This window comes from Streptomyces kaniharaensis (genome assembly GCF_009569385.1).
GTDB classification, from domain to species: domain Bacteria; phylum Actinomycetota; class Actinomycetes; order Streptomycetales; family Streptomycetaceae; genus Kitasatospora; species Kitasatospora kaniharaensis.
The window spans coordinates 35,319-59,910 of sequence record NZ_WBOF01000002.1 but is presented as its reverse complement, the minus strand read 5'-3'; the positions used below and the strand labels follow the sequence as shown (position 1 = coordinate 59,910).

At 70.5% G+C, this 24,592-nt stretch carries 22 protein-coding genes and 1 pseudogene; 12 read left to right on the top strand and 11 right to left on the bottom strand.

The window, feature by feature from the left end; translation table 11 throughout:
• Nucleotides 1-716: 716 nt before the first annotated feature.
• Together F7Q99_RS27730 and F7Q99_RS43310 are read right to left on the bottom strand one after the other, a co-directional pair.
• Nucleotides 717-983: a DUF6296 family protein gene (locus tag F7Q99_RS27730; protein ID WP_153466708.1), complete on the bottom strand. Its 267-nt coding sequence runs from the start codon at nucleotides 981-983 to the stop codon at nucleotides 717-719.
• Between the two features lie 7 nt (nucleotides 984-990).
• Nucleotides 991-1,215, bottom strand: coding sequence for a hypothetical protein (locus tag F7Q99_RS43310; protein ID WP_195911276.1), 225 nt, complete (start codon nucleotides 1,213-1,215; stop codon nucleotides 991-993).
• Here F7Q99_RS43310 and F7Q99_RS27725 point away from each other — a divergent pair.
• The 4 genes from F7Q99_RS27725 to F7Q99_RS27710 all read left to right on the top strand — a co-directional run bounded on the left by F7Q99_RS27725 (nucleotide 1,205) and on the right by F7Q99_RS27710 (nucleotide 4,376).
• Complete coding sequence (locus tag F7Q99_RS27725; RefSeq protein ID WP_195911275.1) at nucleotides 1,205-3,091, top strand: helicase associated domain-containing protein; 1,887 nt, start codon at nucleotides 1,205-1,207, stop codon at nucleotides 3,089-3,091. The genes F7Q99_RS43310 and F7Q99_RS27725 overlap by 11 nt on opposite strands.
• Before the next feature lie 98 nt (nucleotides 3,092-3,189).
• Nucleotides 3,190-3,642, top strand: coding sequence for a hypothetical protein (locus tag F7Q99_RS27720; RefSeq protein ID WP_153466706.1), 453 nt, complete (start codon nucleotides 3,190-3,192; stop codon nucleotides 3,640-3,642).
• Between the two features lie 127 nt (nucleotides 3,643-3,769).
• Nucleotides 3,770-4,057, top strand: coding sequence for a hypothetical protein (locus tag F7Q99_RS27715; protein WP_153466705.1), 288 nt, complete (start codon nucleotides 3,770-3,772; stop codon nucleotides 4,055-4,057).
• Nucleotides 4,058-4,229: 172 nt separating this feature from the next.
• Nucleotides 4,230-4,376, top strand: a complete 147-nt coding sequence (locus tag F7Q99_RS27710) for a hypothetical protein (RefSeq protein ID WP_153466704.1) — start codon at nucleotides 4,230-4,232, stop codon at nucleotides 4,374-4,376.
• A gap of 374 nt (nucleotides 4,377-4,750) precedes the next feature.
• On the opposite strand, the gene F7Q99_RS27705 is transcribed toward F7Q99_RS27710, so the two are convergent.
• The 4 genes from F7Q99_RS27705 to F7Q99_RS27690 form a co-directional block, all read right to left on the bottom strand.
• Nucleotides 4,751-6,130, bottom strand: a complete 1,380-nt coding sequence (locus tag F7Q99_RS27705) for a trypsin-like serine peptidase (RefSeq protein ID WP_153466703.1) — start codon at nucleotides 6,128-6,130, stop codon at nucleotides 4,751-4,753.
• 230 nt (nucleotides 6,131-6,360) lie between these two features.
• A complete protein-coding gene (locus tag F7Q99_RS27700) occupies nucleotides 6,361-7,152 on the bottom strand; it encodes a hypothetical protein (RefSeq protein ID WP_153466702.1) in 792 nt (263 codons plus the stop codon).
• A gap of 380 nt (nucleotides 7,153-7,532) precedes the next feature.
• Nucleotides 7,533-8,063: an RICIN domain-containing protein gene (locus F7Q99_RS27695; protein ID WP_153466701.1), complete on the bottom strand. Its 531-nt coding sequence runs from the start codon at nucleotides 8,061-8,063 to the stop codon at nucleotides 7,533-7,535.
• Nucleotides 8,064-8,357: 294 nt separating this feature from the next.
• Complete coding sequence (locus tag F7Q99_RS27690; RefSeq protein ID WP_153466700.1) at nucleotides 8,358-8,834, bottom strand: hypothetical protein; 477 nt, start codon at nucleotides 8,832-8,834, stop codon at nucleotides 8,358-8,360.
• 66 nt (nucleotides 8,835-8,900) lie between these two features.
• On the opposite strand from F7Q99_RS27690, the gene F7Q99_RS27685 reads away from it, so the two are divergent.
• Nucleotides 8,901-9,620, top strand: a complete 720-nt coding sequence (locus F7Q99_RS27685) for a helix-turn-helix transcriptional regulator (protein ID WP_153466699.1) — start codon at nucleotides 8,901-8,903, stop codon at nucleotides 9,618-9,620.
• Nucleotides 9,621-9,833: 213 nt separating this feature from the next.
• On the opposite strand, the gene F7Q99_RS27680 is transcribed toward F7Q99_RS27685, so the two are convergent.
• Nucleotides 9,834-10,040: a hypothetical protein gene (locus F7Q99_RS27680; protein WP_153466698.1), complete on the bottom strand. Its 207-nt coding sequence runs from the start codon at nucleotides 10,038-10,040 to the stop codon at nucleotides 9,834-9,836.
• Nucleotides 10,041-10,271: 231 nt separating this feature from the next.
• On the opposite strand from F7Q99_RS27680, the gene F7Q99_RS27675 reads away from it, so the two are divergent.
• Entirely contained in the window at nucleotides 10,272-11,123 is an 852-nt protein-coding gene (locus tag F7Q99_RS27675; RefSeq protein WP_153466697.1) for a trypsin-like serine peptidase, read from the top strand.
• An 80-nt stretch (nucleotides 11,124-11,203) separates the two neighbouring features.
• Nucleotides 11,204-11,785 carry a flavodoxin family protein gene (locus tag F7Q99_RS27670; protein ID WP_153466696.1) on the top strand — a complete coding sequence of 194 codons (582 nt, stop codon included), beginning with the start codon at nucleotides 11,204-11,206 and terminating at the stop codon, nucleotides 11,783-11,785.
• Between the two features lie 65 nt (nucleotides 11,786-11,850).
• On the opposite strand, the gene F7Q99_RS27665 is transcribed toward F7Q99_RS27670, so the two are convergent.
• The 4 genes from F7Q99_RS27665 to F7Q99_RS27650 all read right to left on the bottom strand — a co-directional run bounded on the left by F7Q99_RS27665 (nucleotide 11,851) and on the right by F7Q99_RS27650 (nucleotide 18,326).
• The gene (locus F7Q99_RS27665; RefSeq protein WP_153466695.1) at nucleotides 11,851-14,694 is read right to left on the bottom strand and encodes an AfsR/SARP family transcriptional regulator; all 2,844 of its coding nucleotides are present in this window, start codon (nucleotides 14,692-14,694) and stop codon (nucleotides 11,851-11,853) included.
• An 805-nt stretch (nucleotides 14,695-15,499) separates the two neighbouring features.
• Nucleotides 15,500-16,084 carry a hypothetical protein gene (locus F7Q99_RS27660; protein ID WP_153466694.1) on the bottom strand — a complete coding sequence of 195 codons (585 nt, stop codon included), beginning with the start codon at nucleotides 16,082-16,084 and terminating at the stop codon, nucleotides 15,500-15,502.
• A gap of 200 nt (nucleotides 16,085-16,284) precedes the next feature.
• Nucleotides 16,285-17,835 (bottom strand): ISKra4 family transposase, encoded by a 1,551-nt coding sequence (locus F7Q99_RS27655; RefSeq protein ID WP_153466693.1) that lies wholly within the window; start codon nucleotides 17,833-17,835, stop codon nucleotides 16,285-16,287.
• The gene (locus F7Q99_RS27650) at nucleotides 17,832-18,326 is read right to left on the bottom strand and encodes a hypothetical protein (protein ID WP_153466692.1); all 495 of its coding nucleotides are present in this window, start codon (nucleotides 18,324-18,326) and stop codon (nucleotides 17,832-17,834) included. Before F7Q99_RS27650 ends, F7Q99_RS27655 begins: the two co-directional genes overlap by 4 nt.
• Before the next feature lie 684 nt (nucleotides 18,327-19,010).
• Here F7Q99_RS27650 and F7Q99_RS27645 point away from each other — a divergent pair.
• The 5 genes and pseudogenes from F7Q99_RS27645 to F7Q99_RS27625 all read left to right on the top strand — a co-directional run bounded on the left by F7Q99_RS27645 (nucleotide 19,011) and on the right by F7Q99_RS27625 (nucleotide 24,296).
• Nucleotides 19,011-20,120, top strand: coding sequence for an IS110 family RNA-guided transposase (locus tag F7Q99_RS27645; RefSeq protein WP_195911180.1), 1,110 nt, complete (start codon nucleotides 19,011-19,013; stop codon nucleotides 20,118-20,120).
• 6 nt (nucleotides 20,121-20,126) lie between these two features.
• Nucleotides 20,127-20,339 (top strand): annotated as a pseudogene (locus F7Q99_RS27640) (transposase); the annotation flags it as partial.
• Between the two features lie 85 nt (nucleotides 20,340-20,424).
• Entirely contained in the window at nucleotides 20,425-21,963 is a 1,539-nt protein-coding gene (locus F7Q99_RS27635) for an ISL3 family transposase (protein ID WP_456114939.1), read from the top strand.
• A 269-nt stretch (nucleotides 21,964-22,232) separates the two neighbouring features.
• On the top strand, nucleotides 22,233-23,354 hold the full coding sequence (locus tag F7Q99_RS27630) for a serine hydrolase domain-containing protein (RefSeq protein ID WP_153466691.1): 1,122 nt from the start codon (nucleotides 22,233-22,235) through the stop codon (nucleotides 23,352-23,354).
• A 165-nt stretch (nucleotides 23,355-23,519) separates the two neighbouring features.
• Nucleotides 23,520-24,296, top strand: coding sequence for a MerR family transcriptional regulator (locus tag F7Q99_RS27625; RefSeq protein ID WP_153466690.1), 777 nt, complete (start codon nucleotides 23,520-23,522; stop codon nucleotides 24,294-24,296).
• The last annotated feature ends 296 nt before the right edge of the window (nucleotides 24,297-24,592 follow it).

Here is a 24,592-nt window from a genome sequence, read left to right as displayed (position 1 = left end):
CTTGGGACGGGCGACACCTCTTCCCACGCGATAGCCGTGGGAAGAGGCCCTGCTCCATCCACCAGCCGCGGCCCGACCGGCGCTGCGCCGCGCCGGTTGCGTTTTCTGGTTGCGTACGGGGGTCGGTACGGCCCCCGGAACCTGCGTTTCTGGGTGTGTTTCTGGTTGCGTACAGGGTTCGGTTCAGCGGACGGCCACGGTCCCGCTGTCCGGCTGTTTGCGCTGCTCAGCGGGGGTGACGGGCCGAACCACCACGCCGACTTACCTTCCTGGGCCCCGCTTGCTGTCTGGGTGGGGGTGGGTTGGGTGGGGGCGTTGGTCGGTGTGGCCGGTCGCTGCGCTGGGCTTTTCTTCTCTGCGTCCGGCTGGTGCCGGCCGCGTGGGTGGGTGGGTGGGTGGGGCCGTCCCGTCCGTCGCCGTGGTGGTGCGCCCGTGCCGTGTGCTCGCCGTCGTCGGCCCGGCGGCTCCGTCGGGCCGCCGCCCTTGCCGTGATGGGGTCGCCGTGTCGCGGGCTCGTTGTGGTCCCGTCGTCCGGCCGTCTCGCTGTGCTGTTGTCCGCCGTCGCCGTCGCCGTCGCCGCTGCCGCCCTTGCCCGTCCGCCGTCGCCGTCGGCGCGGGCCGGAGCGCCTGCGCCGAGAACAGCCTGGAGACGGTCCGCCCTCCATTGTCAGCGCCAGGTGAGACCGAGGCCGAAGATCGTCGCCGACCACTTCCGTCTATGGCTCGGCTGCGGGACGCCGGTGGTGGACGGGCGGGAGATGCCGTGGCGGGACTGGGTCCACGAACTGCGCGGACACTACGAGTTCCGGTACCTCGAATGCGAGGGCGACCCCGAGACCGCCGAGCACGTCGACCTCGTCCGTGTAGACGGGGGTGCCGTCGGTGGTCGTCTCGCCGGCCGCGTAGACGATGACGATTTCGGGCGGCGGGTGTGCGCCGGGTGGGCGGGGCAGGGTGATCGCGTACCGGCGCGGCGTGTCCACGGGCCCCTCACCCGCCCTCGGCACGGGTCGCCTCGATGGCGGCGCTCACACTCGGGCGGACGGTGAAGACCTCGTCGGTGCCGGTGATCTCCAGCAGCCGGCGCATCTGCGGGAGGAGGCGTTGGAGAGCGCGGAGGCCGGCGGCCGCGTGCACGCCCAGGTGTCGACGCAGGCGGATCACCGACCTGGTCAACGGCGCCCCCGACAACCAGCCGGTCACCGTGTACGCCACGTACGCCTCGCTGGAGCGCATCGTCCAGGCCCACCAGGGCTGGGGCCTGGCTCAGTGGGACCTGGTGGTGATCGACGAGGCCCACCGCACGGCCGGTTCGGAGGGCAAGGCGTGGGCCGCGGTTCACAACGACGCCCAGGTCCCGGCGAAGCGCCGGCTGTACTTCACCGCCACCCCGCGGATCGCGGACGACCGGCGCGCGAAGGACGGCCTGGCCGACCTCGCCGACACCGAAGGCGCCGAGAAGCTGCCCGCCCTCTGCTCCATGGACTCGGAGGAGATCTACGGCAAGACCTGCTTCACCTGGACCCTCGGACAAGGCATCGAGCACGGCTACCTCGCCGACTACCGCGTCCTCGTGCCCGTCGTCACCGACGAGGACTTGCGCGAGCTGCTCAACCTTCCGGCCGTCGCCGACCTGCGCTCCCAGCGCAGCAACGAGGAGCTGCTGCGCCTGGCCCTCCAGATGGCCGTGCTGCGCGCGGTCGCCGACCTCGGCCTGCGCCGCGTGATCACGTTCCACTCCCGGGTGTCCGCGGCGCGGGAGTTCGCGGGCACTCTGCTGGAGGCCTCGGAGCTGCTGGAGGACGCGGAGCGCCCGGAGCGGATCTGGGCGAAGGCGGTGGCCGGCACCGACCGGCTCAAGGACCGCCGGGCCGCGTTCGCGGACTTCAAGGCCCACACCGGTGAGGACGGCGAGGAGTGCGGCATCCTGTGCAACAGTCGCCTCCTGACCGAGGGCATTGACGTTGCCGCCGTGGACGCCATCTGCTTCGCGGACCCGAAGTCGAGCGTGATCGACATCGTCCAGGCTGTCGGGCGGGCGCTGCGCCAGTCCTACCGCGAGGGCAAGGTCTCCTGGGTCATCATCCCGGTCTACCTGCCGACGCCGGAGGTCGGCGACGACACCGCCACCGCACACCCGGCCGAGGTCCACGACGCCGGCGAGGCCGTGAAGGCCGAGGCCGACGCCGAGATCGAAGCCTCCAGCTTCCGCACGATCTGGCGGGTCCTGCGGGCGCTCGCGGCGCACGACGCCCGGGTGGTCGGCCGGATCACCGAACTGCGCGCCAGCCGCTCGCAGGGCACCGCGCACACCACCACGACCACGGTCGCCCCCGAGGGCGAGGCGGCGGAGGCCGGGGAGGACGAGCAGCAGTCGGCCCCGGTGGAGTCGCCGATCGAGTGGCTGAAGATCAATGCCCGGCACCACGCGGCGCAGATTCTGCAGACCGTGAAGCTGCGGGCGTTCAACCCGCGCGCGGTCGAGTGGCAGCGCATGCACGCCGTCGCGGCGGTCTTCCACCTTCAGCACTGCCACCTCGACCCCACCGACAAGGTGAAGCACGCCGAGCTGATCTCCTGGCTCACCCGCCAGCGCCACCTCCACGGCCAGGGCCTGCTCGATGCCGCCCGCGTCTCGGAGCTGGACGCGCTCGGCATGATCTGGTCGAAGAACGCCAACGCCTGGGAACGCGGCTACGCCTACGCCGCCGCGTTCCACCGCCAGCACGGCCACCTGGCGATCCCGGCGACCGCGAAGCTCGACGACTACGCGGTCGGCGCGTGGATGCGCCGCCAGCGCAAGGCCGCAGGCCTCACCAAGGACCAGGTGGCGAAGCTCGACGGGCTGGACGAGCTGTGGCGCCTCGAGCCGGACTGGAACCGCTCCTACCGCCGCCTGCTCGCCTACCTCGCCGCTGGCGGCACCCTGGACGGCCCGGCCAACCGCACCGGCCTCGGCGACGACCCCACCTTCCGCCCCGGCACCTGGCTGCGCAAACAGGCGGGGGCCCGCACCGCTGGCAAGCTGACCGACCACCAGACCGCGCTCCTGGATGCCCTCCACCGTCACGCCGAGACCGTCTCCGGCTGACCCGCCCCGCACCCGCCATCCGCACCCTGCCGTCCCGGCCCACCACGGGCCGGGACGGCCGCCCGCACCTCGTTCCCGACTCCCGGAGGCACCGCGCGATGACCGACACCACCCGCCCCGACCCGGACCCCGCCGCCGCGCCCCGGCTGGAGCTGGCCCTGTGCAGCAGCCGCCCCGCACCCGCCGACCGGGACCTGGGCCGCCCGGTCCTCGACTCCCCGCCGGTGCGCGGCTCGATGTGGCTGCGCTGGACCCGGCACGACGGCATCCGCACCCTCCACCAGGGCGCCGACCTGGCCCGCGGCTGGACCGAGAAGGACGTCGACGGCTGGTGGCCCTGGTCGACGGCCGGATCGTCCTCAGCGCCCAGCCGGGCACCCTGCCGGAGCCCGTCGTCCACGCCGAGGCGTGGGAGGCCGGCGCGACGCTGCACGCCGCCCTCGCCCAGCACCCCCACCACCCCGAGCACACCCCGGACGAGGACGACGACCAGGAGCACGGGCTGCTCGGCGGCATCCGCAGCCGGGTCCGCCGCCGGGCGGCCGGAGTGACCCGGGAGGACCTCCAACAGGCCCTGCACCGGGCCCGTGAGGACGAGCGCGCCGCCGACCGGTACGCCGACGCCGGGACGAGACCGCCTTCGCCACCGCGGCCGATGTCCGTGCCGAGTGGCAGCGCGTGCGCGACCAAACTGTCGAGACCGGGGCCGAGCGCTACGACCCCGACCACGACCCCGCGCTGCGCCGTGAGTGCCACCGCCAGGACGTCGCCGAACGCGCCCGCGAGGCCGCCCACCAGGCCCGACAGACCACCGACACCGCCCACCGCCGCCTCGCCGGCACCGCCGCCCAGCCCCTCTACACCACCCCCGACCGCGTCGGCCTCCACGCGCTCACCGACGACGACCACCAGGCCGTCCGCGACCTCACCCGCCACCTCGTCCCGCCACGCTGCGCCAGGACATGAGCTGGCTGGAGCGCACCCGCACCGCCGCCTTCGCACTGCGCGGCACCGAGCAGGCCTCGCCCGTCCGTCTCCGGGCGCGTAGCAGCCAATTCTGACCGAGCAGCAGGCCGTGCTCCTGGACACCCAGCGCACCGTCTGACCGGGCGGGACCGACGGCGCTGACCACCACTGGGTGGCCAGCGCCGTCGCCGTGCCGGTCTTCTTCCCTCGGCGGGATCGGTTCCGGGTCGCCTGTGCCGCAGCCGGCTTCGCGGTCGCTGCCGTGTGGGTGCCGCTGATCCTCCTGACCTTCTTCGCGGTCCTGGGGTTCGGCGACTGACTCTGGTTCCTGCCCTGCCTGTTCGTGCCGGTCGCCGCGATCGCACGCTGATCGCCGCGTTCCAGCGCGCCCGTGGGTCCGAGTGTGGCCGTACGGCGGCCGTGTTCGGGTGGGCGGCAGCCGTCTCGCTCGCCGCCTGAATCCTCCTGGTCGCCTGAGCTACGCCGCTGGGAAGAGCCGTTGAACCGCCGCGACGATGCCGCGCCGCCGTGTAGCGGGCGCGCCCGTCCGGCGGTAGTGAGCTGCAGTACACGCCCGCCTGGACCTGACCGGTACGGCTCCCGATGGGCCCGAGGTGAAGTCGCCGTGCGAGCGTGACGAAGAACCGGCCCCACCGCACGGTGCGGTGGGGCCGGTTCGCGGGGCGTACCGCGTCAGCCCTTCTTGGAGATGAAGTTGTACAGGTTGGCGGCTACGTCGTCGAGGTACGGGCCGGAGGAGGTCTTCTTCGGCGCGTCCGGCCAGTAGACGAGAGAGACGTTACTGACCAGGGTGGGCTTGCCGTCCTTGACGACCGTCCATCCGCCGCCACTGGAACCGCCGGTCATGGTGCACCCGATGATGAGCATCGGCGGCTGGGCCGGGTCGATCGTCTGGCGGACCGGCTTGCCGCCCGCGCACTCCTCCATCTCCCGGCCGTCGAACGGCGGGTTGGACGGGTAGCCGTGGGCGGTGACCATCAGCTGGTCGCGAGGGGCGTTGAACCAGACGGGCACCGAGCCACCGACCGCCTCCTCCAGGGACTTCCCGGTGTCGTTCTCGGGCTTGACCCGGACGATCGCGTAGTCAGCCTGGGAGGCCTTGGTGCCCAGGTGGGGGTCGCCCTCGACCTTCCAGATCGGGGAGGTGACGTAGTTCACCGCGTCCCACACGCCGTACGGTGCGACCTGCGACACGTCCGCGTTCTTGCCGTTGCTGAAAGCGCCGCTGGTGTTGAAGCCGGGGAAGAAGGTGATGTTGCCGTAGGTCGTGCCGCCCTTGCCCTGGTGGACGCAGTGGGCGGCGGTCCACACCAGGTTGCTCTTGCCGGGGTGAGCCGGGTCGGCGACCACGGTTCCGGAGCACGAGTGCTTGTACGACTCACCGGGCTTGGGCTTCGGGTCGCCGGGGTCGGAGTAGAGGAACTTGCCGTTGACGGCCATGTTCTTGGCGTACGGGTGCGGCACGGGCTGCGCGTTGATGGTGTTGGGCACCGGGTCGTTGCCGTTGTCGCCAGGGGCCTGGGTGGGCTGCGGGGCCGGCGCCTGGGTGTTCGTCGGCTGGGGCGCCGGAGCCTGGGTGGGCTGGTTCTGGGTGGCCGTGGGCTGCGGAGCGGGCGCCTGGGTCTTGGTTGGCTGCGGGGCCGGCGCCTGGGTGTTCGTCGGCTGGGGCGCCGGAGCCTGGGTGGGCTGGTTCTGGGTGGCCGTGGGCTGCGGAGCGGGCGCCTGGGTGTTCGTCGGCTGCGGGCTCGGCGGTACGACGGGATCCGCCGGCTTGGCCTCAAGGATGTTCTCCAGGGTCCAGTAACCCTTGGTGACGGCCGGGAGGGCGTAGTCGTTGGCCCACTTCTCCCAGTCCTCGAAGCTCCACTTCTTCAGGTCGGCGAGGTTGGCGGGCAACCCGAGGTTGATGCCGTTCTTAGCCGGTCCGGTGGTCGCGGCGTCACTCGCGCTGTTGTCCGGCCCGCAGGCCGAGGTGGCGAGCAGGGTGAGGACGAGCGTGGACGCGCTGATTGCGGCCCGGAGGGTGCGCCGGGCCTTGTGAGTCGATGACATGTACTTTTTCAGTTCCCCCTGTGTGCTGCCCGGTGTCGAGAACGGCGACACCGGGTGGTGCGAGAGACAGACGGCAACGTCTGCCGGCCCCGCCGGCACCGGAAGCCCTCGGCGGGCACTGATTGCGTGCTTGTTGAGCACGGGTTCTTCCGGATGCCGCCGAGTGCGGGAAGCGGACCGCGAACCCCTGGAGCTCGCGCCCCAGGGGCTTCACCGTCCGCGCTGGTGGCTCAGTGCTGCTGGGCGGCCTTCACCTGGTCAAGCTGCTTCTTGACCAGAGCCTGGTCCGGCTGCGGCACGGATGCCTTCGCCAGGTTGCTGATGCCGATCACGACGTCGCCGCTCCGGACGAAGACGTAGGAGTACTCGGCCGACTCCTCGCCGGTGAAGGCCACCTTGAAGGTCAGGGTCGCGTCGCCGAGCGTCGAGTAGCTCAGCTTCGACACGGACATCGTGATCTTCTCGTTGCCGTTCCCGGGGACGGAGCCGGGGATGCTGGAGCACGACCCGAGCGCGGCCGCGGCGGACGAGAAGGCCTTGTCACCCTGGCCGGCACCGAACTGGTCGAGGTGGATCACGACCCCGGCGCCCGAACCGGTCTTGTAGAAGCCCTCCACGCCCGCGGTCGGCTTCGTCGCGGCGTTCATCCCGTCCATCAGGTCGAGCACGGGCTGACAGGCGGCGTTGTCCGCGACCGTCTTGCTGTCACCGCCGGCCGGGCCGGTTTTCGCGTCGGTGGCGCCCGGCACGTCGGCCTTGGAGAGCAGGGCCTTGGTGAGCTCATCGGCCGACAGGCTCTTCGCCGGACCCGGCTTGCCCGTCGGAGCAGCCGTAGCGGTCGGTGCGGCCGTGCCGGTCGGTGCCGGCTTGCCCGTCGGAGCGGCCGTGGCGGTCGGTGCGGCCGTGGCGGTCCCGGTGTCGCTCGGCTCGGGGTTGTTGGGGCCGCACTGGGCGGCCATGGACCCGAGGAGAGCGATCGGCAGAATAGCCGTCACGAGGAAGCGCTTGTGCGAAGCACGCATGGAGAAGTGTCCCCCTTGAGTTGGATCATGGTACAACTGCCGTGCCGGAGCCCGGTCATGATGCTCGCCGAGGCCCCCGCCGCAGTGATCAGCAGCGGTCCCTGCATGAGCCTGCAAGCCTGCAGGAGGGATTCGGGCCGTTCCACGGGGGCGGATGCCGCCCGTGTGGGTGGGCCACCGCGCTGCGGCGCCACAAACTACCGCAAATCTCCAGCTGATGAGTACAGATGATCATCCGACAGTCGGAAGTCATCTCATGCGGAGAGTCTGTGGACTCATAGCGGACTCACCTGGGGGTTGCGGCGATGCTCGCGAAGGCACGGCGCAGCCGCGCCCCACGCGGTCGGCGCGGGGCGGGCTGCGCTGCTGGTGCGATGCGATCAGTAACGCCACCAGACGTTCTCGTTGCTGACCGAGGCGCAGGGGTAGAGACGGGCCTCGTTGCCCCGCTGGTCACCGCCCCACATGTTCACGCAGTTCACCGACGCGGACTTCGGCTGGAGCTGCCAGCCGATGCCCTTGTAGACGAAGTTGAACACGCGGTCGCTGCCGGTGCCGCAGTCGTAGAGGCGGATGTAGTTGCCGGTGACGTCTCCGCCCTCGTAGTTGTTGAGGCAGTACTTGCCCTTCTCGAGGATGCTCTGGATCTGGAAGTGCGTGCTGTCCACGGGGATGATGTTCCAGCGTTGGGCATCGGTGTCGTTGCACCACCACTGCTGGACGATCTGCTGGCCGTACGCATCGGCGTTGGGGACGTCGAGGCAGTAGCCGTTGCTGAAGTGGATGGCGACACCGTAGGCGGGGATGGTGTAGAGGTTCCCGGCGGCCTGGGCGGGAGTCGCGGTGAAGCTGAGGGCGCTGGCCAGCGCTGCCGTTCCGGCGGCTGCGGCGATCTTGCGACGGATGGACATGGGTGTTTTCCCCCTGGTGAGTGCGACGTACGGGTCATCGCGCGTAGATCGGCGGGCAAGAGCGCCTGACGCGATGCCAGGGGGAGCATGTCCGAGGCACCTATCACGGCCCTGTCACGGGCCGAAGATCGACGTTCTCCTCGGGCCCGCCGTAGCAGCCGTGGAGACGCACCTCGGCACCCTGGCAGGGGGCCGCCATTGAGGCAGTTCGCCGAGTCCATGCGCGGCTGGAGCTGGAGCGGCCTTCGACGGAGGCGCCGTCGTCAGCCCGAGATGTACCGATGGAGCGTTCCGTCAGGTGCCGACGGGGCCGTCGGGGAGGCGGTCGGTGAGGTAGGCCGTCAGGTCCGGGGTGTCCGGGGTGAGGAGGTGGCGGACCCAGGCGCGGCGTTCGTGTTCCATGGTCGGCAGTTCCCAGACGCAGCCGGCGTACGGGGTGGTGTTGACGGTCCAGTGGGTGAGGTCGTCGTCCGGGCAGCCGAGGTAGGGTTCGCCGGCCGCGGCAGTACGGGCGTGGACGACGTTGCCCCAGACCCAGGTGTACACGCAGAGGTAGAGGGCGCCCATGCCCTCGTGGAGCACCAACCAGCCGGCGGGCGGCATCTCGTCGTCGGGGTCGGGCAGCATCGTCGCGGCGGTGGCGTAGGCCGCATCGACGAGCGGGGCGGCCAGTGGACGGTCGGCGTCACGGGTGACGTGGTAGGGCTTGAGCTGCCAGGCGCCGATCCCGACGGGCGGCAGTGCCCGGACGTGCTTGTGGTGGAATGCCATGCAGGGAACGTACGAGGGACCGACTGACATCCTGTGTCAGTCGTTGGGGGAACGGGGGCGCTTGCCGTGCGGGCGAGCCGACTGCTGTCGACCGTGCTGCTGTTGCAGAGCCGCGGCCTGATGACCGCGGCCGCGCTGGCCGAGGAGCTGGAGGTGTCCGTCAGGACGGTCTACCGGGACATCGAGGCGCTCTCCGCCTCGGGAGTGCCGGTCTACGGCGAGGGCGGACGAGAAGGCGGCTACCGTCTCCTGGACGGCTACCGCACCCGGCTGACCGGCCTGACCCCGTGCGAGGCCGAGACGCTCTTCCTGCTGGCGCTGCCCGGCCCCGCCGCGGACCTCGGACTGGCCTCCTACGCCGCGTCCGCCCAGCTCAAGATCGCCGCCGCGCTGCCCGCCGCGGTGGGCGACCACGCGGCACGCATCGGCGCCCGATTCCTGATCGCCGACGACTCCTGGCACCCCGCGGCTGCGGACACCGGGCAACTCCCGCTTCTAGCCCAGGCGGTGAAGGACGAGCAGGCGGTCGAAGTCCGCCTCCGTGCACCCGGAGCCGACGCGGACGAGATCCGGTCGCTGTCCCCGTACGGGATGGTCCTCGACGCGGGCGCCTGGCACCTCGTGGCGGCCCCGATCCCGGGCGACGAACCCGGCGTCCTGCCGGCGTCCTGGATCCACGCGGCCGCACCGAGCCTGCACGACTTCCGGCCCCCGACCGCCTTCGACCTGCGCGCCTTCTGGACCGCACGGTCGAGCGCGCCACGGCCGCCTCACCGGTCAGCGTGACCCCGGTCGCCTGCGGCTTGGCGAGGTAGTCGTAGGCGAGTTCCGTGCGGCGTACCGTCGCCCTGGACTCGGGCAGTGCCCCGCCTGGTCCGGGCGCAGGAGCAGGACGGCCGGAGACGATCTTTGCCGGGTGATAGGGCCGTGACAGGCGCTCTTGCGACGCTTGTCCACAGTGCGGCGAGGGGGAATCGTGCAGAAACCCCGGCCTGTCGGTCACACCTGATGGTTGGCCAGCGAACGGACGAGCCGCGCCAACGGAACGTCACATCGGGGGATGAGAAAAATCATGCCGTCTACCACTCGCAGCAGCAGCCGTCGCGGCGCGCGGGCCGCGCTCGGGGTGCCCGTGCTCGCGCTGAGCGTGCTCGCCACGACCTCGGCCTGCGGGCCGGACAACAGCCCGGGCGACACGGTGGCCACGAAGAACGCCGCGAACGCGGGTTTGCCCGCGAACCTCGCGGACCTGAAGAAGTGGAGCTTCGAGGACTGGGAGAAGTGGGCCTCGGACCACGCCCTCCCGGCCGTGGCCAAGGGCTACTGGACGTTGGAGAAGATCGTCAACGCCAACCGCAGCCACTGCCGGCACCAGCGCCGAAGCCGACCGGCCGGCCCACCCAGGCGCCGACCGCGCAGCCGACCCAGGCGCCGACCGTGCAGCCGACCTACGGTGATGACGGCAACGATCCGGAGCCCGCGACCGTCAACGCGCGGGCGGTGCCGCACCCGTACGCGAAGAACATGGCCGTGCACGGCAAGCTCGTCTTCGACGCGCCCGGCACGGCGAGCAAGGGCCCGGACGACCCGACCCGCCACTTCTCGTGTTCGGGAACCGTGGTCGCCGACCCGGCGCACCCCGGCAAGAGCAACCTCGCCTGGACGGCGGGCCACTGCGTCCACGGAGGCAAGGGCAGCACGGCCAACATGAACATCATCTTCATCCCCGGGTTCAACACCAGCGGCGCGGTGAGCGGCCGCAAGGGGGCGGATGGCTCGCAGTGGGCTCCGTACGGTCTGTGGGACGGCGCGGACTACGTCACCTCGCCGCAGTGGAAGGCCGAAGGCGCGGAATTCGAGGCGGAGGCGGCGCAGTACGACTTCGGGATCGTGCGGGTCAAGCCGCAGAACGACACCGGCAAGTCGCTGGAGGAGACGGTCGGTGGAGCGGTTCCGGTCTGGTTCAACGCCCCGCGCGAGCAACTGGACATCACCGAGTACGGCTATCCCAGCGCACCGCCGTTCGACGGTGCGGAACTGGAGCGTTGCGAGAGCGGCAAGCCCGCCCGCCGGTCCTACGACCGCACGCGCCCGCCGATGCTCACCCTTGGCTGCACCATGACGCAGGGGTCGAGCGGCGGCGGCTGGCTGGTCATGAAGGACGGCAAGCCCGCCCTGGTCAGCAACGTCTCTATCGGGCAGCACGACAGGGAGCCCCGGTGGCAGGCCGGGCTGTACCTGGAGGGCGAAGCCGAAGGTCTCTACAACTTCATCGCCAAGAAGGGCTGACCGGTCCAAAGCCATGGGAAGCAGACCGTGACGCCCCAGCCGGGACCGTCGTCCGTCCGAAGCCGATATTGGAGCAGTTGATGTCCCGTTCGTTCCTCTTCCTCCTCGGCAGCGCTCGCGCCGGAGGCAACACCGAGTCGCTCGCGCGGGCGGCTGCCGAGCAACTGCCGGCCGGCACCGGGCAGCGGTGGTTGCACCTGGCCGGCCTGGATCTGCCGGACTTCGTCGACGGGCGCCACGCGCCGGGTCAGCCGGAGGCGTCGGGCGGTGAGAGCCAGTTGCTCGAGGCGACCCTCGCCGCGACGGACATCGTGATCGCGTCTCCGTTGTACTGGTACTCGGTGTCGTCGTACGCCAAGCGCTACCTCGACTACTGGTCGAAGTGGCTGCGCACACCGGACCCGGAGTTCAGGGCCAAGATGGCCGGGCGCACGCTGTGGGGCGTGACGGCGATGGGACACACCGAGGAGGTGGTGGCCCGACCGCTGGAACTCACCCTCCGGCAGACGGCCGCGTACATGGGCATGCGGTTCGGCGGGGTCCTGCTCGGCAGCGCCACCAGGCCGGGGCAGGTACTGGAGGACGAGCAGGCCATGACCTGGGCCAAGACGTTCTTCCAGCGGGACGCGCCCCTCGCCCGTTTCCCGCACGAGGAGGGGTGAGCGACTGGCCGTCACACCGTCCGCCCGGCCGGCACCGATAGCGTGCCTGCGCCGGCGGACGGATGTCAGCCGTGGGCGCGGTCCGTGATGAGGCGCAGGCGGTGGAGCTCGGCGAGGCCTTCGTCGGCCTGGGCGGTCAGTGCGCGCAGGTCGTGCTCGCGGGCGAGGTCGGCGGCCCGCTGGAAGCAGACCGCCGCGTCGTCCCACTCCTCGAAGTGGAGGTGGGTACGGCCGGTGACCACCAGGCAGTCCGCGAGGGTGTCGTAATTCCTGATCCGCTCGTGGATCTCCCGGGCCTCGTCCAGCGCGGCGAGGGCCTCCTCCCGCCGCCCCAGGCCGCGCAGCGTGTCGCCGAGATTGGCCAGGGTGACCGCGGTGTTGTAGAGGTTGCCGTGGTCGCGCCAAATATCAAGACCACGCCGAAAAAGGGGCTCGGCCGCTGCGAAGTCCGCCATGATCAGGTAGGAATGGGCTGTGGTGACCACCATGAACCCGTCTTCCGCGATCGCGGGGTCGTGTTCGAGTGCCTTCTGCAGGTAGGCGAGGCCTGCCGCACCGTCCCGCGCGTCGTTATGAGCGACGGCGAGATTCGTCAGGACTTCGACGAGGATGTCCGTCCGCTGGGCCTTCTCGGCCGCTTCGAGGGCGGCCCGCAGCGCCACGACCGCCTCCCGGGTGCGGTGGGCCATGCCGTGGGTGATGCCGATCCGTAGGAGCATCCGGGCCTGGCCGACCAGGTCACCGTGCTCGCGGGCCGCTCTCAGGCCCAGCTCCCTGAGGTCGTCGGTCTGGCCGGTCCAGAAGCACCGGGTGTCGTACCCGGACACGGCGACGGTGATCCGCCAGGCGAGGTCGGGCCGGGAGGACGCGGCCGCCTGGCGCACCGCCGCCTTGATGCCGGCCAGCTCCCGGGTGCACCACCACGTGGCCTCCTGCGCATCGGCGAACACGGGCAAGGGCGCGACCGGCACGTCCTCCAGAACCGTGGCGAGGGTGTAGCCGGACTGGATGGCCGCTTTGCTCCTCTCCACCGCCCCGAGGTACCAGATCATGAGTCTGACCTGTGCCGCGTCGCGGTCCTCGGGCGTCTCCTCCTGCTCGGCGCGTTCGGCCGCATACTCGCTCAGCAGGTCGTGGAAGCGGTAGCGCCACGGTTCCGGGCTCTGGAGCAGGTGGAAGTCGACGAGCAGCTCCAGCAGGTCGGCCGTGTCCACCATGGGGCGCTGCGCCAGGGCGGAGGCCTGCTCGACGCCGAACACCTGGCCCGGCCACAGGCCCAGCAGCCGGAACAGCCGGGCCGCTTCGCGCTCCGTCGGGTCGCCGCTGTCGCGCAGCGCCAGGTAGCTGGAGGCGAAGGTGTCCCGCACGCTCAGACGGCCCGCCGCCAGTGACCGCAGCCGCCGGCCGTCATCACTCAGGTGCTGCGTCAGGGTGTCCAGGGACCAGGCCGGACGGGCCGCCAGCCGAGCGGCGACGATCCGCAGCGCCAGCGGGAGCCCGCCGCACGCGGCCAGCACCCGCAGGGCACCGTCCGGGTCGGCGCACACTCGGTCGGCGCCGCACACCGTCGAAAGCAATCGACGCTGCTCCTCGACGTCCAGCGGATCCAGCCGGAGCTGGACGGCGCCCGGCAGGTCGGTGAGCGTGCTACGACTGGTGGCCAGCACGGCGCTGCGCCCGTCCCCGGGCAGCAGCGGCAGCAGGTGATCGCTGTCGCGGGCGTTGTCGAGCAGCAGCAGGACCCGGCGGGTGGCGAGGGCGGCGCGCAGTTGGGCGGCCCGGTCGTCGGTGTGCTCGGCGGGCAGGCACCCCTGCTGTTCGGCGCCGAGGTCGGCGAGCAGGCGGGCCAGGACCTCGTGGGCCTCGCGCGGCTCGCCGGTGCCGAAGCCGCGCAGGTCGACGTAGAGCTGCCCGTCCGGGAACAGGTCCTTGGCCTGGTGCGCGGCCCGGACGGCGAGTGCGGTCTTGCCGACGCCGCCCATGCCGGAGACGGTCAGCACGGACGGGCCGCTTCCGGCGGCGGCTACGGCGAGATGATCGCGAAGCTGCCTCAGTTCCTCCTCGCGCCCGGTGAAGTCCGCTGTATCGGCGGGGAGTTGCCCGAGACGGGCGGAGGGTTCCGGGACGGCCGGGGTCGGCGATGTGAGCGGCGCCAGCTCGGGAGCCGGCTCCTGAGCACGCAGGATCTCCTGATGGATCTGCTGGGCGGCGCGTCCCGGTTCGACGCCGAGCTCGTCGCGCAGGGTCCGGTGGAGCCGCTGGTAGGCGGCGAGGGCCTGAGCGCGGCGGCCGGCGCGGTGAAGGGCGAGCATCAGCTGCTGGTGGAAGGTCTCGCGCAGCGGGTGCTCGTCGACGAGCCGGGTGAGCTCGGTGACGAGCCCGGTCGACCGACCGAGCTTCAGGTCCGCGTCGAGACGCCACTCAAGGGCCTGCAGGCGTGCTTCCTGCCACCGTTCGCGCGCCGGGCCGGCATCGGCCAGCTCGGGCAGCTCGGCCAGCGGGACGCCCCGCCACAACGCCAGGGCGGCGGACGTCTCCCGGTGGACGGACTCCCAGTCGTCGTCGAGCACGGCGCCCCGGGCCGCATCGAGGTGCTGCTCGAAGAGCAGGCTGTCGAGTTCCCCATCGGCGATCCTCAGCCGGTAGCCGAGCGGTGTGGCCGCGATCCGGTCGGGATCGTCGGCGGTGGACAGGGCCCGGCGCAGGCGCGCCACCAGGTTGTGCACCGCCGCCGCCCCGGACCCGGGCAGTTCCTCTCCCCACAGGGCGTCCTGGAGCCGATCGGTGCTGACCGCCTGGTTCGGGTGAAGGAGCAGGACGGCAAGGAGCGAGCGCAGCCGCCCGCCGCGGACGGTGCGCTCCCCGGCACCGTCCTCGACTCTCAGCTCGCCGATCACGTAGAACTTCACCCTGCCTCCCCCCGTCGGCCGGAATAAACATCTGGCTGTAAATGATCTTCGCCAGATGATAGGGCCGTGACAGGCGCTCCTGCGACGCTTGTCCACAGTGCGGCGAGGGGGAATCGTGCAGAAACCTCCGCCTGTCGGTCACACCTGATGGTTGGCCAGCGAACGGACGAGCCGCGCCAACGGAACGTCACATCGGGGGATGAGAAAGATCACGCGTCTACCACTCGCAGCAGCAGCCGTCGCGGCGCGCGGGCCGCGCTCGGGGCGTCCGTGCTCGCGCTGAGCGTGCTCGCCACCACCTCGGCCTGCGGGCCGGACAACTGTGAGTTCTCGGTCTGATGGCGTAGGTGCTGCGCGCCTTGGCGTGCTGTCCCGTTGATTGAGTGAGAACTGGATGGCGTGCTGGGCCTGTTTCTGGGCTGCTGGTGTCACGCCTGGGTGCAGGATGCTTTTGGCGATCGATGTGATGACCTGTGGTGCCGGAGGTAGAGCGAGAATCACGGAACCATCGCGAGAATCCTTATGGATTCCCGTGTGTTTCCGCAGGTCGGGGCTTTGCAGTCGAGGCGCGTTGGTAGGGTCGGTCGGCCGCTGTCGGAGGCTGCGGCCGAGTCCCGGGCCGTGCCGGCGCCCGTCACGTCACTGGAGCACCTGGCGAAGGACGGCCCGACGGGCTCCGTCTGGTGGCGTTACGGCCGCGACGCCCTCCACCCGCCGTCCGACGCCCTCGACAACTCCGAGGACCGCTCCCACCACGAGTGGCGTCAGGACGAGTGCCGTGCGGAGGAGGAGCGCCGGTCCCGCGTCAGGCGTCCCGGTTTTCCGCGCCTTGCTCTTTCAGAAGGAGGATCTCGCCGCACACGATGTAGGTGTTCAGCGCGCACAGGTTCGCGGCGCGCAGCGCCATGGAGGCGTGAACGCCCTTGTTCGTCAGCGTGCTGACGGCGGTGTAGCGGTCGTGCAGGCCGGCTGCGAGAGCGACTGTCATCTCCGCTACCCTCCCGCTCTCGTTCGTCCGCTTGATGAACTCGAAGAGCCTGTTGCGGTAGGCGGGCTGGTCGAGTTTGTGCCCGTCGGCGCTGGGCTCCTTCTGCGGGGGCAGCACGTGGTCGACCACAGCTTCCAGGATGCGCCGGCAGGTGGTGACCGCCTGTGCCAGTTCCTCGCTGCCCGGCCTCTTAGGGTCACCGGCGGCGGCCTCGTTCAGGCGCCGGTAGACCGCGGTGAACTGCTCGACCAGCGCGGGCACGCCCTCGGACAGCAGCTTGTCGACCTTCGCCTTGTAGGCACCGAAGATGGACTCATTGATCGACGTGTAGCCGAAGCGCCGTTCCCACTCGCATAGATAGGCGAAGGTGCGGTGACGGGTCCGATCTTCGACCTCTCGCATCTTCAGCGAGGTTGCGAACTCCTTCGGGTCCAGTTCGTTCGCGAGGAGAGGCGACCGTTCCCTCCAGAACTCGATCGCGTCCAGTGAGTGGGCGAGGAACAGCGACTTGTCGGGGTCGAGCGGACCCTTTGGGTCGCCCGACTGAAGTCGGTCGCGGATGTATTCGTCGAAGGGTGCAGATCTGATGAGGGTGCTGTTGATCAGGCCGCGAGTGTGAGGTGGTCGCGGTAGCGGGCTTGGTGGTTGCGGGCGAACTCCTGCTTCTCGTGCCAGGTCCAGTAGGTGTCGAAGTCGCCGTTGGCGCGTAGAGCGCGGAGCTTGAGCACGGCTTCGGCGCCGGCGAGTCCCCAGCGGGCGCCGGTGATGTCGAGTCGGTCTTTGACCAGGTGGCGGCAGGCGCCCTCGATGATGCCCGTCGCGATGGGCCAGCCGTGTTCCAGCGCGGTGTCGTAGCGCAGGTACTGGGCCTTGTTGCGCAGGTAGCCGATGGCGTCGTCGATGCCCTTGCGGCGGTTCTTCTTCAGCCGGGCGGCGCGAGCGGCCTTCTCGAGGGAGGTTGCGACCTGTTCGGCGCCGCCGCCGAGGATGGTGCGGGCGTGGCGGGCGACGAAGGCTTCGGCGGCCTGGTCGCCGGCCTGGTGCAGGCACCAGGCCGCGTCCCAGAGGTACTCGAGCACGTGGATGAGGTCGATGACGATGTGCACCCGCGCGCCTCGGCGTTCGGCCTCCGCGGTGATGAGGTCGAGTTGGTGGCGGGCGCCGTCCACGAGCACGACCCAGGGCCGGCGGTTGGTGGGGTCGCGGTGCTCGGCCTGGTCGAACGCGGCGGCCACGACCTGGGCGGCGGGGTCGTCGACGGAGCCGGTCAGCCACTTGGACCTGGCCTTGGGCCCGGGACGGCGTTCGCGCCCCTCGCCCTGGCCGCCGTCGTCGCTGTCGCCGTCCTCACGGGGGTCGGGGTCGGTGATGATGTCGTCGACGCCGCGCTTGGTGGGCTCGGCGTCGTAGACCGCTGCGAGGGTGGCCATGCGCTTGCGGCCGTGCTTCTCGCCGGCGGCGAGTCGGGACTTCATCTTGTTGCCGCCCTTGACCTGCGCGGCCTTCGCGGTAGCCTCGCGCAGTGCTTCCGGCCTTATCACCACGCCCTTGCCGTCGACCGAGACCACCAGAGTGGTCGTGTCGGTGCACGGGGTCGGCACCAGGGCGTCGTAGAAGTCGTCGATGTCACAGGCGGCGCCGACCGCGAGTTCCTGAACCTGCCGGGGCCCGATCCCGGCGCCGGTGACGGCGTTGATCCGCTCGGTGGCCTCGGCGAACGAGCCGCGGGATGCCTCGATCGCGGCGAGCTTGGCCAGTCCGTGGCTGTGCATCCCCGCGGGCAGGTTCAGCACCGCGTCGGCCGGGTGCAGATCGGCCACCCCGCTGCCGCGGTAGGCGATCCGGGTCACCGTCACCTTCCCAAACACCGTAGCCAGGATCCGGGAGCGGCCCCGCTCGATCCTGGTGCGTTCGACCCCGCTGGCGTCCACCACCTCGGGCAGTCGTTGCTCGGTCAGCTCCCGCAGCCGGACATGGTCCTGGAACAGCTGCCGGGTCACTTCACGCATCCGCGAGCTCAGCAGGTCCTCCAGTTGCGAGTGCGTCAAGGCGGCTGTCTCGGCGGACCCGAGCTCGTCGGTGACCTGGTCGAACAGGTGGCGGGAGGCGGTGAACGCGGTCTCGGCGGCGGCCAGAGCCGCCTGGTCGCTCACCGGGCACCCGACCGCGACGCCAGCGCGAACAGCCCCGAGGCGGCCTCGACGAGGATGCCGCGCTCGACCAGCCGCTTCAGCTTCGAGCGCATGCCCTCAACGTGGTTGGCTTCCGTCCCCAGCCCCACCGCGGTGCACACCTCCTTGCACCGCAACGGGCCCGGCGCCTCGGCGAACGCGACCAGGACCCGCCGGTAGGCCGGCGAGGTCACCGTCGCGTCCCCGGCCGCCTCCGCCGCGAGCAGCACCGGCACGAGTTCCGTCAACGGCACCACCGCGGACTCGACGTCCCCGATCGGCTCCGAAGCAGCCGCACCCGGGCCATCGGCCAGCACCTCGTCCACGGTCTCCCGCGTGATCCGCAGCCGCGACAGCTCGGCCTCCACCTGCGACAACTCCTCGGACAGCTCAGCGATCCGCTCGCGCAGCCCCGCGGCCCGACTCCGGGCCCGATCCTCCCTGGCTTCCAACACGGCCAACAACGACGGCATGACCCCCACCCCTCGCTCGGCACCCGCGCACCACAGCGGGCTCATCACCACCGACGCTAGGAACCCCAACCACCCCACCGCCCACCGAACCCCAGCAAATCACCCCAACGAGGCACCCCTACAAGATCTGCACCCTTCGTCGAATGCGGCCTCCGACTCACCCTCGGCCACCCCCCACGATGACGGATCGGGCATCAGCCGACGCAGAGTGGCGCCGTTGGCCGCAGGATCTCCCCCGGCCGGCCGCAGTTCGTGCCCGAGGCGGGCAGCGGCCCGAGAGTCCCCGACGAGCCCGGCTATTCGGACCGCGCGGCGGACGGAGACCTGGAGGGGACGGTCGTCGAACTCGTCGAGCGCCGTGCGGACAAGGGCGAGGATGTCGTCTGTGGAGGCCATCCGCCGAATGTAGCCCGCACACCGGACGAAGAGCAGAGAGCTCTGGGTGTTGTACTTCTGCCACCGACCGGGGAGTAGCTACCCCGTTCGGCGCTTGAAGCGGTCCGCCCTGACTCTGAACGCGATTGGCGCCTGACAGGTTGCCCTGGATTCGAAGTGTCGGGCGGTTCCGTGAGCGCGGGCCTCGAGTGCCTGGCTTGAAGAGAGCCTGTCCGACTCAACCCAGATCTGCCGACACCACGAGGCCCGCGCTCCCACCGTAGCCGGTTTCTGGGAAAGGCAGTGGAGTTGGAAGCAGGACATGGTGTCGGCGGGATAGACCCGCACAAGCACAGCGCCACCTTGGCGGTGGTCGACAGCCACGGCCACCTGGTCGACGTGGTCTCCGTCCCGGTGACCCCGGCGGGGATCGGCGAGCTCCTGGAGTTCCTCACCGACACGGAGCTGGTCATCGACCGGATCGGGGTCGAAGGATCCGCCGCGCTGGGGCAGCCCGTGGCCGTGGCGCTGTCCGCAGCCGGATACGACGTCCGTGAGGTGCAACCGAACCGCACGGCCGAACGCCGAAGGCGCCGGCGTCGCGCGAAGACCGACATCGAGGATGCCGAGGCGATCGCACGCGAGACCCTGGCCGATCCTCAACTGCCGCCCGCTGGCAAGCACGCGGCCCCTGAGGCGGCCTGGGAGGAGCTCACCGCGGTCCATGACTGGCGGGACTCGCTGATCCTGCAGCGCGTGCGCCAGCTGACCGAGGCAGAAGCGGTCCTGGTCTCGCTGCCGCTGAGCATCCGGTCGCAACTGCCCTCGACCAGCCGCGTACTGCCACAGCTCGAGATGCTGGAGACCTTTGCGGGCCAGTGGGACGGACTCAGCACGGTCGACCGGGTCCGACTGGACCGGCTGCAGGCGGCCCTGGACGACATCCGCCTGCTGACCGGCCGGATCAAGATCCTCGACAAGAGGATCCCGCCGCTGCTGGAACAGCTCGGCTGCACACTCACGGAGATCTGCGGCATCGGCCCGGTGACCGCCATGGACCTGCTCGTCGAGGTCGGCGACCCCTGCCGGTTCACCACCGAGGCCCAGTTCGCCCGCTGGTGCGGGTCGGCTCCCATCGCCTTGTCTTCCGGCGAAGGCCATGGGCCGGCCCGTCGCCATCGGCTCGATGTCGGTGGCAACCGCAACGTGAACTCGATCCTGCACATCGTGCACGTCACCCAGGTCAGATGCCACGAGCCAGCCCGTACTTACGTCGCGAGGAAGATCGCCGAGAACAAGACGAAACGCGAGGCTCGCCGGGCCCACAAGCGACAACTCGCCAACGTCATCATCCGTCACATGTGGAAGGACGAGGCCCTCCGGAAGACCTCGGGAACCGCCTTCCCAGCAGCCGCTTGACAAGAGAGCTTCGAGAGCGTCAACGCCCGCATCCGTAAGGCCGTCCGCGCCCGCGGCCACTTCCCCAACGAGCAGGCCGCGTTGAAGTGCGTCTACATGGCCGTCATGGCGCTGGACCCCACCGGGGCCGGCCGCAAGCGCTGGACCACCCGCTGGAAGGCCGCACTGAACGCCTTCGAGATCGCCTTCGACGGCCGACTCTCCATCGGCCGCCGGTAGTACAAATCAACCTGAGTTACACCGTTGGCTGGGCTCTGTCCCGTAATCGGTGGTAACCAAGGGTGACCGGCATCGTTGGCGTGGTGTGCGAGATGTCAACGAGCTTGTGAGCGTGGTGTTTTCGGGGCTCTCGGCGCTGGTCATCGAGGGTGTGGCGGACGAGGGCGACCTGATCCGGGTGACGGCGCGGACCCGGGATGAGCCGGTGCCGTGCCCCGTGTGCGGGACGCCAACAGGGCAGGTACACGGTTTCCACGGGCGAAGGGTCGCGGACGTGCCGGTGGACGGACGGCGGGTCGTTGTCTCGGTGAGGTTGCGGCGCCTGGTGTGCCCGGTGCTCGACTGCCGGCGGCAGACGTTCCGCGAGCAGGTTCCCGGCGTCGTGGAGCGGTATCAGCGCCGCACCAACCGTCTGGCCGACCAGCTCGGCTCTGTGGTCAAGGAGTTAGCGGGCCGGGCGGGCGCCCGCCTGTCACGCGTGCTGGCCTGCTGGATCTCCCGCTCGACCGCCCTGCGCGTGCTCATGCGCAGGGCACTGCCGCCGCCGCGCGTCCCGCGCGTGCTCGGCGTCGACGACTTCGCCCTCAAGCGCCGACACCGCTACGCGACCGTGATCATCGACGCCGAGACCGGCGAACGGATCGACGTCCTGCCCGATCGCAGCGGCGAGACCCTGGCGGCGTGGCTGCGCGAGCATCCCGGGGCCGAGTACGTCTGCAGGGACGGCTCCGGCTCCTACGGCGAGGCGATCCGCCAGGCCCTGCCCGAAGCGGTCCAGGTCAGTGACAGGTGGCATCTGTGGAGCAACCTGTGCGGCAAGGTCCTGGCCGAGGTCCGCTCCCACGCCGCCTGCTGGGCCACCGCCGTGAACCCCGTCCGGCCCGGGGGCGTGCGCGAGCAGACCACCCGCGAGCGCTGGCAGCGGGTCCACGATCTGCTCGACAAGGGCGTCGGCCTGCTCGAATGCGCCCGCCGCCTCGATGTCGCCCTGAACACCGTCAAGCGGTACGCCCGCATGATGGAGCCCACCGGCGACCGCCGTGCACCCCGCTACAAGCCCACGCTCGTCGACCCCTACCGCGACCACCTGCGTACTCGCCGCGTGGAAGACCCGGCCGTCCCAGTCCTCCAGCTCTTCAGGGAGATCAAGGAGCTGGGCTACACCGGGAGCCTCAACCTGCTCTACCGCTACATCACCCAGGGCCGGGCCGAGGGCGACAAGCCCGTCACCACCCCACAGCGCTTCGCCCGCCTCCTTCTCACCCGCCCCGAGAACCTGCGCGACAAGGACGCCGCACTGCTGCGGGAACTCACCAAGGCCTGCCCCGAGATGACCGAACTCTCCTGTCTGGCAGGTGAGTTCGCAAAGCTTCTGACCCCGGCAAAGGGCAACGACGCCAAGCTCACCGACTGGATCACGGCAGTTCACACCGTCGACCTGCCCCACCTGCATTCCTTCGCGAACGGCCTCGAACTCGACCGTGCCGCCGTCGATGCCGGACTCACCACCCCGTACCACAACGGCCGCACCGAGGGCGTCAACACGCGAACCAAGCGGATCATGAGGCAGATGCACGGCCGAGCCGGGTTCACCCTCCTCCGTCACCGCATCCTCCTCCAGTGATCACTACACAGCGCTACCACCGATTACGGGACAGAGCCGTTGGCTGGACACACCCTCCTGACAGCGTCGGCTGTCCACAGCCTGCCGGAGATGTCCGGGGGCCTGCAGCCCTGCGCGATCCGGACACTGCAGATCAAGAGTGAGGCATATTCACGGCCGCTGTCGGGCTGTGAGCTGGAACACAGTTGAGGTTGACCTTGGGTCAGGGTGGAGGCTGGTCGCAACGGCCCGACGCCGAGCGGGCAGAGCAGACCTGAAGGAGCAACACCATGTCCGTCATCCTTTCCGGCCGGGGCCAGGACCGTCCGGAGCTGCAGAAGGTGATCGAGGAGATCGTCGAGTCCGGTGTTCTCGGGGTGCAGCTGCGGGTGAACGACGAGCGGGGCGAATGGGCCGGCAGCGGCGGGGCGCGTGAGCTGGGCCGAAGCGCGAAGCCGCTGACCGATGGGCACTTCCGCATCGGCAGCAGCACCAAGAACTTCATCGCGACCACGGTGCTCATGCTGGCGGCCGAGGGCAGGATCGGCCTGGACATCCCTGCCGGTGACTACCTGCCCGAGTTCGGGCTGGACCGACGGATCACCGTGCGGATGCTGCTGCAGCACACCAGTGGGATCTTCAGCCACACCGGCGAGCTCTACGAGGACGGGACGGTCGCGTTCGGGGTCCCCTGGCGGGGCAAGGCGTGGGTGGACAAACGGTTCCACACCTATCTACCCGAGGAGCTGGTGCGGCTGTCGCTGTCCAAGGCGGCGCGGTTCGAGCCGGGATCGGGCTGGAGCTACTCCAACACCAACTACGTGCTGGCCCGGCTGGTGATCGAGAGCATCACCGAACGGTCGTTCGCCGACGAGCTGCAGCGGCTGATCCTGGGGCCGCTGGGGATGACCGGCACCGTGGCGCCGGGCGCCTCGCCGGAGGTCCCCGAGCCCCACAACCACGGCTACTACCGCTATGAGGACGCCGGGCAGGAGAAGACGGTCGATGTCACCCGCCACAACCCCACCTGGGTCGCGGCCGGCGGTGACATGATCTCGACCACCAAGGACCTGCACACCTACTTCTCCGCACTGATGGGCGGCAAGCTGCTGCCGGCCGAACTGCTGACCGAGATGCGCACTCCGGAGGCGACGATCGGCTACGGCCTGGGGGTGTTCGCGCAGGACCTGGGGCCGGGCGCCGGCACCGTCTTCCACCACAACGGCGCCACCATTGGCTCGGCTGCGCTGATGTACAGCACCCCCGACGGCAGTACCACCATGACCGCCGGGCTGACCTACGTGGACGACGCCGACATGTCCATAGCAGCGGCATTCCAGACCGCCCAACAGCGGCTCGTCGGCGACGTGTTCGGCAGCGGGCGGGCCGATCCGGCGCGGCCGACGCGCTGAACGCCCGGGCCCCGTACGCTTCGCGGACCGGCCCCTTCCGATCGTGCGTCAGACAGAACGCGCCCGGGGCGGCGCCGGGCCGGGACGGGCTCGGCGTCGCTCCTTCCCCTGCTCGGCCACGCTGTGTGTCGTGGTCGAGCCCGAGTACGAGGCAGGCTGAGCCGGATGACGAGCGGGGTCACGATCGGGCAGGCGGCGGCGTTCGTCGGCGTCACGGTGAAGACGGTGCGGCACTACCACCAGCACGGGCTGGTCGACGAGCCGCAGCGCGACACCTCCGGCTACCGGCGGTACGGATCGGAGGAACTGCTGCGGCTGGTACAGGTCCGGACGCTGGCCGCCGCCGGGGTGCCGCTGGCCGAGATCGGGCTGCTACTCGACGCCGATGCCGGCCAGTTCGCCGACGCCCTCGCCGACGTCGCACGGCAGCTCACCGAACGGATCGCGGAGCTGTCCGCGCGCCTCGACATGCTGCACCGGCTCGCCGAAGGCGACCGGGCCCTGTTGCCCGAGCGCGCCTGCGCGGTCCTCAACCGGATGCCCGGCCTCGGCTTCGGTCCCGACTACGTGGCCGCGCAGCGCGAAGCCCTGGTGCTGGCCAGGGTGCTGGTGCCGGAGGGCTTCGAGGGCTTCCTGGCCCAGCTCGAACACCAGCTGGACGACCCCGAGTACATCGAGCTGGTCAAGCGCGGCCAGGAGGCCGAGTCCTGGGAACCGGACGACCCGAGGATCGCAGAGCTCGCAAACGCCATGGCCGACCGCTACCTCGCCAACCCCGCACTGCTGGGGAGCCCCGCCAGCCAACGGGCCTGGAACAAGGCCGCCACCCAGTACCGGCTGATCAACAACCACCGCGGAGACCAGGCCTCGGTCTCAGCCCGCCTGACCGCACTCACCGAGGCCAGACTCCGCTCCGCAGGCGTACCTATCCCACGCCGATGACGGAGCGCTTGTGGCAAGTCGGTGCCGCTGACACGGATTCCCTTCCTCTATCTGCTGCGCCGGGTCGCCACCGCTGAACCGGTCCAGCACCTTGGTGAGCCGCCAGGCCCCGTGCCCGCTGAACGGCACCAGCGAAGCGCCGACCACCACCCTGGAGGTCGGCGCTCCCTGCGTCAGGCACAGAAGCTCGGCATGAGCAGTGAGCCTCGGAGCTGTGGAACCCGGGCCCACCTGGCGAAACAACCGGGCTATGGCCAGTCGGCCGCCAGCCTGCAGAGATCGAGACGAGCCGCCGG

Bases quoted from the DNA above. Each gene is read 5' to 3' on its own strand.
- F7Q99_RS27700 (WP_153466702.1), bottom strand. From the start codon at position 7,152: ATGCGTGCTTCGCACAAGCGCTTCCTCGTGACGGCTATTCTGCCGATC.
- F7Q99_RS27705 (WP_153466703.1), bottom strand. From the start codon at position 6,130: ATGTCATCGACTCACAAGGCCCGGCGCACCCTCCGGGCCGCAATCAGC.
- F7Q99_RS27650 (WP_153466692.1), bottom strand. From the start codon at position 18,326: ATGCCGTCGTTGTTGGCCGTGTTGGAAGCCAGGGAGGATCGGGCCCGG.
- F7Q99_RS27670 (WP_153466696.1), top strand. From the start codon at position 11,204: ATGTCCCGTTCGTTCCTCTTCCTCCTCGGCAGCGCTCGCGCCGGAGGC.
- F7Q99_RS27690 (WP_153466700.1), bottom strand. From the start codon at position 8,834: ATGGCATTCCACCACAAGCACGTCCGGGCACTGCCGCCCGTCGGGATC.
- F7Q99_RS27630 (WP_153466691.1), top strand. From the start codon at position 22,233: ATGTCCGTCATCCTTTCCGGCCGGGGCCAGGACCGTCCGGAGCTGCAG.
- F7Q99_RS27625 (WP_153466690.1), top strand. From the start codon at position 23,520: ATGACGAGCGGGGTCACGATCGGGCAGGCGGCGGCGTTCGTCGGCGTC.
- F7Q99_RS27720 (WP_153466706.1), top strand. From the start codon at position 3,190: ATGACCGACACCACCCGCCCCGACCCGGACCCCGCCGCCGCGCCCCGG.
- F7Q99_RS27695 (WP_153466701.1), bottom strand. From the start codon at position 8,063: ATGTCCATCCGTCGCAAGATCGCCGCAGCCGCCGGAACGGCAGCGCTG.
- F7Q99_RS27660 (WP_153466694.1), bottom strand. From the start codon at position 16,084: ATGCGAGAGGTCGAAGATCGGACCCGTCACCGCACCTTCGCCTATCTA.